The sequence below is a fragment of the Leptolyngbya sp. CCY15150 genome (assembly GCF_016888135.1).
Classification (GTDB): domain Bacteria; phylum Cyanobacteriota; class Cyanobacteriia; order RECH01; family RECH01; genus RECH01.
Genome location: NZ_JACSWB010000247.1, coordinates 1 through 11,126, shown reverse-complemented (window position 1 = coordinate 11,126; position 11,126 = coordinate 1). Strand labels below are relative to the sequence as shown.

The 11,126-nt window shown below is 54.7% G+C and carries 9 protein-coding genes; 5 read left to right on the top strand and 4 right to left on the bottom strand.

The features are described 5' to 3' along the window. The coding region (locus JUJ53_RS19350; RefSeq protein ID WP_204153683.1) for a hypothetical protein at positions 1-239 on the top strand (239 nt) is incomplete at its 5' end. 67 nt (positions 240-306) lie between these two features. Next, positions 307-1,644: an aspartate aminotransferase family protein gene (locus JUJ53_RS19345; RefSeq protein WP_204153682.1), complete on the top strand. Its 1,338-nt coding sequence runs from the start codon at positions 307-309 to the stop codon at positions 1,642-1,644. 485 nt (positions 1,645-2,129) lie between these two features. Here JUJ53_RS19345 and JUJ53_RS19335 read toward each other — a convergent pair whose 3' ends face one another. After that, the gene (locus JUJ53_RS19335; RefSeq protein ID WP_204153681.1) at positions 2,130-4,682 is read right to left on the bottom strand and encodes a TonB-dependent receptor; all 2,553 of its coding nucleotides are present in this window, start codon (positions 4,680-4,682) and stop codon (positions 2,130-2,132) included. Between the two features lie 342 nt (positions 4,683-5,024). Between JUJ53_RS19335 and JUJ53_RS19330 the strand changes: the two genes are divergently transcribed. Together JUJ53_RS19330 and JUJ53_RS19325 are read left to right on the top strand one after the other, a co-directional pair. Next, complete coding sequence (locus tag JUJ53_RS19330) at positions 5,025-5,618, top strand: AMP-binding protein (protein WP_204153680.1); 594 nt, start codon at positions 5,025-5,027, stop codon at positions 5,616-5,618. Continuing rightward, complete coding sequence (locus JUJ53_RS19325; protein ID WP_204153679.1) at positions 5,596-5,964, top strand: hypothetical protein; 369 nt, start codon at positions 5,596-5,598, stop codon at positions 5,962-5,964. The genes JUJ53_RS19330 and JUJ53_RS19325 overlap by 23 nt, the downstream gene beginning before the upstream one ends. A 264-nt stretch (positions 5,965-6,228) precedes the next feature. Here JUJ53_RS19325 and JUJ53_RS19320 read toward each other — a convergent pair whose 3' ends face one another. The 3 genes from JUJ53_RS19320 to JUJ53_RS19310 form a co-directional block, all read right to left on the bottom strand. Beyond that, positions 6,229-7,203: a sucrase ferredoxin gene (locus JUJ53_RS19320; RefSeq protein WP_204153678.1), complete on the bottom strand. Its 975-nt coding sequence runs from the start codon at positions 7,201-7,203 to the stop codon at positions 6,229-6,231. Then, positions 7,200-8,141 carry an iron-siderophore ABC transporter substrate-binding protein gene (locus JUJ53_RS19315; RefSeq protein ID WP_204153677.1) on the bottom strand — a complete coding sequence of 314 codons (942 nt, stop codon included), beginning with the start codon at positions 8,139-8,141 and terminating at the stop codon, positions 7,200-7,202. The genes JUJ53_RS19320 and JUJ53_RS19315 overlap by 4 nt, the downstream gene beginning before the upstream one ends. 120 nt (positions 8,142-8,261) lie before the next feature. Beyond that, positions 8,262-9,896, bottom strand: coding sequence for a cyclic peptide export ABC transporter (locus tag JUJ53_RS19310; protein WP_204153676.1), 1,635 nt, complete (start codon positions 9,894-9,896; stop codon positions 8,262-8,264). 321 nt (positions 9,897-10,217) lie between these two features. Between JUJ53_RS19310 and JUJ53_RS19305 the strand changes: the two genes are divergently transcribed. Further along, on the top strand, positions 10,218-11,096 hold the full coding sequence (locus JUJ53_RS19305) for a condensation domain-containing protein (RefSeq protein ID WP_204153675.1): 879 nt from the start codon (positions 10,218-10,220) through the stop codon (positions 11,094-11,096). The last annotated feature ends 30 nt before the right edge of the window (positions 11,097-11,126 follow it).

Here is an 11,126-nt window from a genome sequence, read left to right as displayed (position 1 = left end):
AGACCAAAGGAGCCAAAGGCGGCAATCCTGATCCGGTGCAGACTGAAGCGTTTAAGTCCCAGATCAAGCCATCGGCTGCCGATGTTGATGAGCCGTTAGCTAAGAAACCGCTGGCGGTGAAGTTGCCTGCAAGTCACGATGCAATTGTGAGGGCCATGGAGAATAAGCAAGCGTTTGTTCGAGCCGCTGTGCGTGAAAAGTTGGAGCGGGATGGATGGATTAGCAGACGTTATCCGTGAAATACGCTACAACGCCTCCCTACGCCTGCGTGATAGACAGCATCCAATCCCTCATGAGGTTCATCTAATGGTCTTAATTGGTGATGGCCCACAAGCCACCAGCACCTCCCTACCCACACCCACCGTCTTAGAAAGAGCTCAGACTTCTCTCATTCGCTATGGTGGCACCTTCTCTAGCTTTGTTGCTGATCGAGCAGAAGGATCATTTCTTTATGACCGCAACGGGCGACGCGTGCTTGACTTTACATCAGGTCAAATGAGCGCCATCCTGGGACACAGCCACCCTGACATTGTCGCAACCGTCCGTCAGTCTATGGGTACCCTGGCGCACCTGTTTAGTGGCATGTTGTCAGAACCCGTCGTGCAGCTCGCAGAAGCCTTAACGGCCTTGACACCGCCCGGTCTTGATCGGGTTTTGTTGTTGAGCACCGGTGCAGAATCCAACGAAGCCGCGCTGAAGATGGCACGTCTGGCCACCGGTGGGCATGAAGTAGTGGGCTTTGCCCAATCCTGGCATGGCATGACCGGGGGAGCCGCCGCCGCCACGTACTCGGCGGCCCGGCGGGGGTATGGGCCCATGGGTGTGGGTGGCATGGCCATTATGGCTCCCAGTTTTTACCGTCCTACCTTTGGTCAGGCTGCGGACTATGACTGGCAGGCAGAGCTGGACTACGGGTTTGAGTTGATTGATCGGCAATCCACGGGAGCCCTGGCCGCCTTTATCGCCGAGCCTATCCTCAGTGCTGGCGGTATTCTCGATCTACCTGTGGGTTACCTCAAAGCCCTCAAAACCCACTGCGCCGCAAGGGGCATGATGCTGATCATGGATGAAGCCCAAACTGGCCTGGGTCGCACCGGGGAAATGTTTGCGTTTTCTAGAGACGAAATCGTTCCCGATTTTCTCACCCTATCGAAAACGTTAGGCGCAGGGCTACCGCTCTCAGCCGTGCTCACCTCAGCGGAGATTGAGGAACAATGTCACGAACGTGGATTTGTCTTTTACACCACCCATGTCTCAGACCCACTACCTGCTGCCGTCGGGCTTACCGTTTTAGAGGTGATCCTCCGAGATCAGTTGGTGAAGCGAGCAGAGAGCGCCGGGATTAAGTTGAGACAGGGGCTTGAGTCGCTGCAAGCAGAGTTTGATTGTGTGGGCGATGTCCGTGGTCGAGGGTTATTACTGGGCATGGAGATTGTTCTCGATAAACAGACCAAAACCCCGGCCCCTGACCTGGGCGATCGCATTACCCAAAACGCTCTTGATCTGGGTCTGAGTATGAATATTGTCAATCTACCCGGCATGGGCGGGACATTTCGCATTGCCCCTCCCCTCACCGTTTCAGATCAAGAGATCGAGTTGGGGTTATCAATTTTGCGAGATGCGATTATCCAAGCATTCAATTAGGGAAAAAGGCACTAAAACAATACTGAGGTTTGTCCTTGTTATCTTTAAAGCAGAGATATCAAGCAAAGCAGAGATATCAAGCAAAGCAGAGATATCAAGCCATGCATATGTTTGTGGCTGACAGTGAAGCGATCGCCTTTTATGAGAAATGTGGCTTCACAAGGGCAGGGCAAACAGCACCCCTGTGGATATAGGCTGGCGACGATCATTAACCCAGAGTTGATATACCGTGGAAAATGCTGTAGCGATCGCAGGAAATACACTAGGAACGTGTGGCGGTTCTGAATCGACCTATGATGTGCGCTAAAGAACCGTGAGCGAGACGCTCCCACGACCTTAATGGTCAATGAGGTGTGAGTATGAGCATCTTGCTCACGTTCCGATGTCATAGCTTTACTCAGCAACACCAACTAAAACACTAGCTTAGGATAAGATGGAACGGTGTCTGCCTAGAGGTAGGTTTACCTGATTAGAATAAGGCTAAGCTACCACGTCGCTGAATATAGGATACGGACAGTACGGCCTCGACCACCTATATAGTTGCGATCGTCAAAACCTGAAAGAAACTGGCCCACGGCTGGGAAGTATTGGGTGTCGAGAAGATTTTCAATGCCGACTTGTAGCGTACCTGGGCCGAGATCAACGCTACTAATAAAGTCAACGGTGGCATAGCTCTCGATCGATAATGGTTCTACACCCGCATCGGCGGCGCGATCGCGGCTGCCGACAATCAGGGCTTGCAGGCGATTATTCCATCCCGGCAGGGTTTCGTTTTCGAGGTAGGCCGTGAATTTTAGGGGAGAAATTTCACCGCTGTTGAGGGCAAGAAAGTCGCCATCTTGATCGACGTCGTTTTCGCCTTCAGCCCAGCTAATGGTGCCGCCGAGCCCCCACCGATCGGCGGGTTGCCAATCGAGGGTGGCTTCGATTCCATAGATTCGCTGGGGGGCGCGCTGAATGCTGAGCAGCCCCGTATCGCTGGGTACCAAACTGGCTCCTAGATCTGAGGTGTTGTAAAACCCGCTGAGGCTAGTTTGCACTGATGACCAGTTGCCACGAACTCCGACCTCATACTCGGTGACGGTGATCGGCTGAGTGATATCTAGGTCGTCGCCAATGCTGATGAATCCGGGCGGAGGATTTCTCAGGATGCGGCTAAATTCAGGAACGCTGAAGCTCTGGGCCACACTGGCGAAAAGTGAGATATCTTCAACGGGACTGTAAACGGCACTGGCGTTAAATACAATATCGTCAAAGTTACGATCGCCTCCTTGAATGGGCCGCTGCTGAATGGCAGAAAAGTAGTCATCAACGTTGAGGCTGATATTTTCATAGCGTAGACCGCCGCGCAACAGCAGCTCTTCGCTAGCTTCCCAATCGAGCTGGGTAAAGAGGCCTAGGCTGTTGAGGCGGTAGGGAGGGGTAAAATCAAACTCTTGGACGGTATCCAGACGGCGATCGCGATCGAAGGCGACGGGGTCAAACTGGGCAGTAATCTGCTGGTTTTGTTGGCTTTCGTAGTCTACGCCCCAAAGCAGGTTGAGGGTTTCGGCATTATTTAAAGGGGTTTCAATTTGCAGGCGACTGCCCCAGCGTTCGGCATCGAGCCGCGACTGGAAGAGGAAGGGAAAGAATTCGCCGCCCAAGCGACCATCGGCAAATTCACCGCGAGCGATCGTATCTTGGTAGTAAATCTGCCCCTGCACTCGGCTGCCGAGTAGGTCGGCGTTGGAATAGCTAAGGTTGACCAGCAGGCTGCTATCGCCTGGGTTGTCGTCACGCTGCAGGCCAGGAATTCTTAAGGACTGAGCCACCTGGCGGCCAGGAATTAACAGTGTTGATGGATCAGCGACGTATTCGGTGTCCCGCTCGGCGTCGAAATAGTTCACGGTCAGGTCTAGCCGCTGTTGGTCGCTGAGGTCATAGCCGACTCTGCCCAGCAGGTTGTAGCTGGTGGTCTCGCTGAGGCTGGCCTCGGAGACGATGCGGTTGCCGTCGGCATCGAAGAAACTGCCGGTTTGCTCATGGGACAGGCCGATGCGAAAATCGCTGCGACCGGAGCGCCCTGAGGCCCCCAGCGAGAAACTATTGCCAAAGCCATCTTCCTCTAAGCTGCCTAGCGAGGCGCTGCCGCCAACCTGAGTTTCGAACTCAACCTCTCCGTCGGCGGGGGGGCGGGTGATGATATTGATGACGCCGCCGGTGCTTTGGCCGCCGTAGATCGCGCTGGGGCCACGAATAACTTCGATGCGATCGATCGCCGAGGGGTCGATGCTGCGCAACTCTTGGCGGTTGACCCGAAAGTTGGTGGAAAGCGGCACGCCATCGATCAAAACGGCGGCTTCACGACCCCGCAGGTTTTGCCCCCGCGTGATGCGTAGCTGATTGGGAGGCCCAAAGCCCGGTACCAAACTGCCCAAAATATCGGATAAATCACGGGAAAGGGCGGACTGTTGCTCAATCTGCTCGCGGTCAATCACGGTGACCGAACGACCCAAATCTTCTACAACTTCTTCGGTGCGGGTGGCGGTGACCACAACGCGAATGGGGGCTCCGGCTTCGCTGGGCAAGGGAGGCACGTCGGGGGATGTAGGGGAATCAGGCGTTTCGCCGTCAGGGACAGTTGCAGAGTCGGGTGCGGTGCTGATAGCCAACACTAAGCTGGTCGCCTGCTGGGCGATCGCTACCTCGGGGGCGGCGGTTTCTCCCACAAGGGTAATCTGCATGCGGTTGCTGTCTAGCGATCGCACGGTAATCGACTCGATACCTGCCGCCGGATTAGTCTGCTGGAAGGAGTCGCCCTCGGGGGTTTGCAGTTGGGCATCGACCACATCGATGATGACGGTGTTGCCATCACGGTTGACGAAGGTTTGCAGGGGGGCGTCAGTGCCAGTCTCCAAGGTCAGCGACAGCCCCGCTTCGGTTTGCATCAGCTCCACGGCGGTAATTGCGGTGGTTTGGGCGTAGACAGGGAGGGCGATCGCAGTGGCGATCGCGCCTGATAGGCCCAAGGCATAGGTTCCTAGAAACAATTTCACAACAAGTCCTCATACACCACTAAACACTTGAAACGAGCGCAGCAGAGTGCGAACGCCACTGCGCTAAAAGAGAATATTTTCAATTTGAACGAGACGGAATGGATCTTAATGAGAATACTTACCAAAAGTAAAGGGGATAACTCTTCTTGTCAATCCCATGCGAGAAGATTTGCGGAAACGATTTTTCAGACAAAAGACATGTTGATCGAATGCTTGATGAACCTATTGGGCTATGATTGCCCCTTGCGTGGATCACCCGAGCTGCCTATACTTCTTAAGAAGAACTATCAATTAACCAAACATAGCTTTTGACGTTATTCGCAACTACATTGCCCTCCCCCCATGACCCCTCCGTCGTTTGCTTCCCCCCCGGTCGCTGGCCCTGTCCTGACCTGGGTTGACCTTTTGCGTGATCGGGCAGTTCGGCAGCTCGATCAGGTTGCTCTGTATCTCTGGAATGATGGCGTTACTGCGTCTGAACAGTTGACCTACGCTGATTTAGATCGCCGCAGTCGAGCGATCGCCGCCCAGATGCAGCGGCAACACCGACCGGGAGAGCGAGTGCTCATACTCTGCCCGCCTGGCTTGGACTACGTTGTGGCATTTTGTGCCTGTCTCTATGCGGGGGCGATCGCTGTACCGGTTTATCCCCCTCGGCTCAACCAGTCCCTTGATCGTCTACAGCGGATTGCTGATGATGTGCAAGCAGCATTGGTGTTGACAACCTCGGTGCAGTTATCTCGTTCTCAGGCGCTATTGACTATTCCCGCCCTGAATGTAGATGCTGTCTTCCCCGAGGATGCCGAAAACTGGCAGTCCCCAGCCATTCGACCACGCCGACTATTCTCTCAGCCAATGGGTGCGCTGGGCTCAAGGAAATGGGGGGCGATCGCCTACCCCACTTCAGCCTCTGGTGCCGGTTTTATTCAACCTTGATCCATCGCTCGCCGTGCCGGACTTCCAAGGGCTAACCGTGGCGGCCATGCCGCAGCCACCCGCTTACGGCCGCTGGAATCTCACTTGGCATCTGAGCGAGGCCGAAGGAGGTCTGCATCTCACCGCCGTCTACCGCACTGCCTTGTTTGAGGAAGAGGCGATCGCCGCTTGGATTGCTGAATACGACGCTCTCTTGACTCTGATGCTGGAGCAATCCAACGCTTCGGTGCAGGCGTTAAATCGGGCGCTCGATGACGCCCTCATTGCCCAAACTCAGCAGTTGCAGCGCACTCTAACAGTGCGCAACCGCCAAAAGCTCGAAGTTGCCAACCGTCGCCGACCGTAGTGAATAGATTTCATCGGACTTAGGACAAGCAATTAATTTAGCAATTAATTTAATGAATTCTTAGCCCGAAGCCGATCGCTCCTATGGCTAGGGCGTGTTTTAAAACTCATCCAAACCCTGATTCTCTCGTACGAAAGATCAAGGGGTTTAGCAGGTTTTAAAACAGAGCCTAGCACATTCATTTAAATGTCAGGTTAGACATCGGGCAACTTATTACCGATAAGGTCTAATGTCTACAAATAAGGTCTAATGGTTACAAAGGTCTCACAGCCGCCTGAGATCGCTCACTCGGTACTGTTTGACCTCTCTGAAATCTCCCTTACCTGAATTATTGAGAGTCTTGACCGTACCGCTGACGGCCACTGTAGCGCGGTAGCTTCCGGCTTCACCCTGCGGGCTGATGAAGTCAATCTGCACCTGGGCTTGGCCCGTGGCTTCATCTAGGGTCAACACTCGACCGGCCTGGCGGTAGTCGCGCCAGGGCCAGCCCAGTTGGGCAAAAATTTCTCCTTCTACCATCTGTGCCAAAGGCGGCAGCCCGGCCCAGCCTCGATAATAGGCTCTGAGGTTGGCCATCGGCAGATCTCGCTGCACCAGATGATGGGGCGTGTCGGGTTCCAAATGCCCCCAGTAGCGACCTTCGGGAAAGTCAATCAGGGTGGGGGCGAGGCGGTGGTTGCCGATGTGGCTGGTGCGCCACACCCGCAGATTGTCTGTCTGGGCGTAGGTTTTGAGGGTGTCGTACACGGGCCGACTAAACCGACCGCAGCAGATATCGAGTTCGGCATGGGCACAGACTAGAAAATCCCGTGTGGTGGCAAGCTGCCGGTAGATCTCGAAGGGAGCCAGATCGGCGGGGTTGGGCAGGGCCTGCACCAAGGGCACCAACAGATCCTCTGGTACCCAAAACTCTTGTTTATCGTAGGTGGCAAACTGGGCAGCAGGACGCTGAAAGTAGAGAATGCGGCGATAGCCTGATTTGCTGTAGCGGAGATCGGGGGCGATCGCCAAACAACGACCCTTGGCACTGCGGGCGGCGGCCTGCTCTAGCACCGGCAGTAGCGCGGCAGGAAAGTTCTTACTCTGGAGCACATTACGTCCCCAGGGCATGGGTACTTCAACAATCAGGTAGCGATCGCACTCTGGAGCCGAACCAATCGGGGCTTCGCCATTGCGTTTCGAAAATACGGCACAAAGATCAACATCGGGGCAGGTCGTAATCGACTGGGGTGAGGTCATGCTGGAGGATTAATTAAATAGGTAAACAAATCGTCTAGAACAGCGTTCGCGGCTAAGATACCGTTGCCTAAAAACCAAGTGTCAAAGGAGACTGGATATACGCGATTCTGCTGTACGGCCTCCAACTGTTGCCACAGTGGGTGAGCCATCACCTGCTGGGCCATGGACTCTTGGGGATTGTCTTGAAAGTAAAAAATTACGTCCCCATCCATGGCTGGAATAGCTTCTAGGCTGACGGTTTCAAAAAACTTATGTTTGTCCTGGGCAGCGGGACGGGGCAGACCAACCTGCTCCAAAATGTAGCCACAGAAAGAATCTTTCATATAAAGTCTTACCTGGCCAGGGCGAAAGCGCAGGACGGAAACTTCAGTGGTCTGCAAAGCATCGCCCATCTGCTGACGGAACTGCTGAACTCTGGCCTCAAAGGTTTGGGTCAGCACCTCGGCTTCGGCTGTTTTCCCTAGGGCTTCGGCGTAGGTGGCCAGGGCATTGGCGCGGGTCTCAACCAGTACGGTAGGGGCAATCTGCGAGAGGCGATCGTAGAACTGACGATGGTCGTCCACGGTGCTCAAAATCAGATCGGGGTTAAGCTCTAGCATGGCTTCAAAACTGGGCTGGGAGGCGTGGCCGATATTGGCAACGCCCTCGGTTTTATTCGCCAGATAGCCAGGAAAGTTGCCGTAGTCAGAACGCTGGGGAAATCCGGCATAGGTCGCAGCGATGGGTTTAACCCCCAGTGCTAGGGTGCTGTCGAGGGCAGTCTGGGCCAGCACGATGACACGCTGGGGTGTTTCAGGCACCGTGACGTTACCCAGCGCAGTCTCAATGGTGCGCCCCTGCTCTGGGACGACCGGCTGAGACTGTAGGGAAGGGCTGCCGCAGGCCACAACAAGCACTAGAGAAGCGATCGCCAGCAGTGCCCATGTCAGATACCGCATAGCCCTCAGCATCGGCCCTGCCTCTGAACTGCACTACTCCAAGGATCTTGCCAGATCAAATGAGAAATCATATCAATAAACTGAGCGTCTTTTGCACCTTAGAATACTTGATTTGCTCTGTCAAGAAAAGATTTGGGAGCCTGAATGCTCAACTAGCTGACCACTCTCTAGCTTGAGAATGCGATCTGCCAAGTGAAAATACTTATCATCATGGGTAATGGCCAACACCAGCTTTCCTCGACGCTTGAGCTCGGGCAAAATCTGGGTGTAAAACACTGCCTTGAACTGTGGATCCTGATCGGCGGCCCACTCGTCAAACAGGTAGACGGGGCGATCTTCTAAATAGGCTGTGAGGAGGGCGAGGCGTTTGCGCTGTCCCTGGGAAAGGTCGGTGGTGGATAACTCCCCGGCCCGCAGGTGAACTTTATGGTCGAGATGGAGAGCGGTCAGGTAGGTGTTGGCTTGCTCAATCTGCTCGGGGCTGTCTAGGGCCAGCAGGCGATCGAACAGGTAAAAATCGGCAAAAATAGCAGAGAACTGCTGGCGATAGGCCTCTCGATTGCGATCGGCGATCGCTTCACCATCCAGCGTAATCTGCCCTGTGGTGGGGGGATAGAGCCCAGTAATTAGCTTAGCCAAGGTAGACTTGCCGCTGCCGTTACCGCCAATTAAAAACACGACTTCGGGGCGCGTCAAGATCAAATTAATGGGGCCTACGGTAAAGGGGGTTGTATCGGCTCCCCGATCATAATCATAGGTGACATGGTTGAGCTCTAGGCGTTGCCAAGTGGGAGATTGGGGCAAACGGATTGGACTGGGCGGCTCTTGGCAATGGTTGAGCATAAACCCGAAGGATTCGACCTTATCTAGGGCGATGCTGGCACGGCTGAGAATGGGTAGCCGCCGCATCAGGTTTTCGAGGGGGGCACTGAGGTAAATAATGGTGAGAATGTAGCTGGCCAGCAGTGCTGTTTCTAGAGGACGAAACCGAGGTATGACAAACAAGAAGATGCTCATGATGGCAAAAAAGATCAGTTGCCCCCAACTCGTGGCTCCGGCAAATATGCCCATGCCCAGCATGTTGAAATGGCGATAGGTGGCAGCGGTCTGGCGCAGCTCTTCACTCAAAAAGACCTGTCGTCGCTGGTGGTGCAGCTTGAGTTCTTTGATGCCGTGAATGATGCCACGCAGGTGCTTAAACAGGTGGTCTTGCTCTTCGCGGGCAGTGACCAAAAAGCGTCGAGCTTGCTGGGCGATGAGCTGGTAGGTAACGGTTGCCAGGGCAATAAAGGCAACGATGACTAGCAGCAGCGGCAACGACAGCCAGCCCAGATATATTAGGGAACCGCCTACGATCGCTAGGTCGATGCAGAGAAAAGGCACTACCGTAAAGGCGGAGGCAATGGTTTCAATATCTGCCGTGAGAGCCGCGATCAGCCGGTGGCTGCCCAAGGCTTCAAGCTGGCGCAGCGGACAGTCGAGCAGTTGACGGGCCAGCACCAAACGCAGGTCAAACAAAGCGCCTTGGGCTAGCCGAATCAGCAGTAGCTGTGACATATATCCGGCGACCACAACCCCGGCTAGCAGGCCAAAAAAGCTCCAGAGAAAGGGAGCCATCACCCCTTGGCGGCCCGTGACCACCTCATTGACAAGGGCAACCAAGCGGGCACTACCGCCACCACTCAGCCCCCCAGCCACAACAGCAATAGCCATAGCTGTGGGGGATGTTCGCAGCAGCAGGTGAAGGAGATTCATAGTAGGTCTAATGGTGAATAGCTTGGTTGAGTCGAATATCTTTGTTGACAAAATTCCTAACAAGACTAGCCTACTAATGCATGCATAAGCAATCCTAGCCTGTCAAAAAAATTGGGTTTAGCCCAAGACTTGTGCTTTGACAGTAGCCCTGATCGTAGCTCTAACAGTACCTAAGGCTAGGTGTTGATGCATCGAAAACTAGTCCTGGAAGCAATGTGTTCCCCTTAAGTTTGGCTTGAGCCATGCTCAACTGCCCTGCTTGCAGGCTGGATCATGCTGTTCGAGCATTTGCATTATCAAGAATATTTTTTATTTAGACCTATGGCTTCTACCCCTCCGTCTGCGATCGCCCTGCCTTGTGATGGGGATAAGCGATCGCGCTTGGCTGACCTGTTGCGATCGCGCCTCCAGCATCCCAACCAGTTTCCGCTCTCCTTTGCCCAGCAGCGGCTTTGGTTTCTCGATCGGCTCCAGCCGGGGAATCTAGCCTATACGATGATGGCGGTGGTGCGGCTGCGGGGTGAGCTAAACGCAGCGGCTTTGGAACGTGGGTTTCAAGACCTAGTGCAGCGCCATGAAGCACTGCGCACGCGTTTTGTAATGGTGGCAGGGCAACCGCGCCAGCAGGTACAGCCGACCGGCACCGTGCATCTAACCCGCTTGGATTGGTCAGATCTGCCACCCGAGGCGCAGACGACAGCGATTCAGACCGAGGCCCTAGACCTGGCCCAACAGCCCTTTGATCTGGCACGGGACGATCTGGTGCGATCGCGCCTGATTCAGCTAGAGGCTGAGACCCATGTGCTGCTGCTGGCCCTGCACCACATTGTCTCCGACGGTTGGTCGATGGAGGTGCTGATTCGGGAGTTAGCGATTCTCTACGATGCCCATCGGCGAGACCAGCAGCCTGCTCTACCGCCCTTGCCGATTCAGTATGCCGATTTTGCCGTATGGCAGCGACAGTTTTTGCAGGGCGAAGTTCTAGAGCAGCAGTTGCATTACTGGCGATCGCGCCTGTCTCCTGTCACCGCACCCAGTTTGCCCACGGACTTTCCCCGCCCAGCGATGCGCAGCCACCAAGGACACCGGCATGGTTTAGGGATCTCCCCTGACCTCACCGCGCAGCTTCAGGAGGTAGTGCATTTTAGTAAAGGACAGAGGAAAAGATGGACTCTTTCCTTTCTGCCAGCTTCTCTCTGACTCGGCGATTGTAGTCATGGATGAACATCC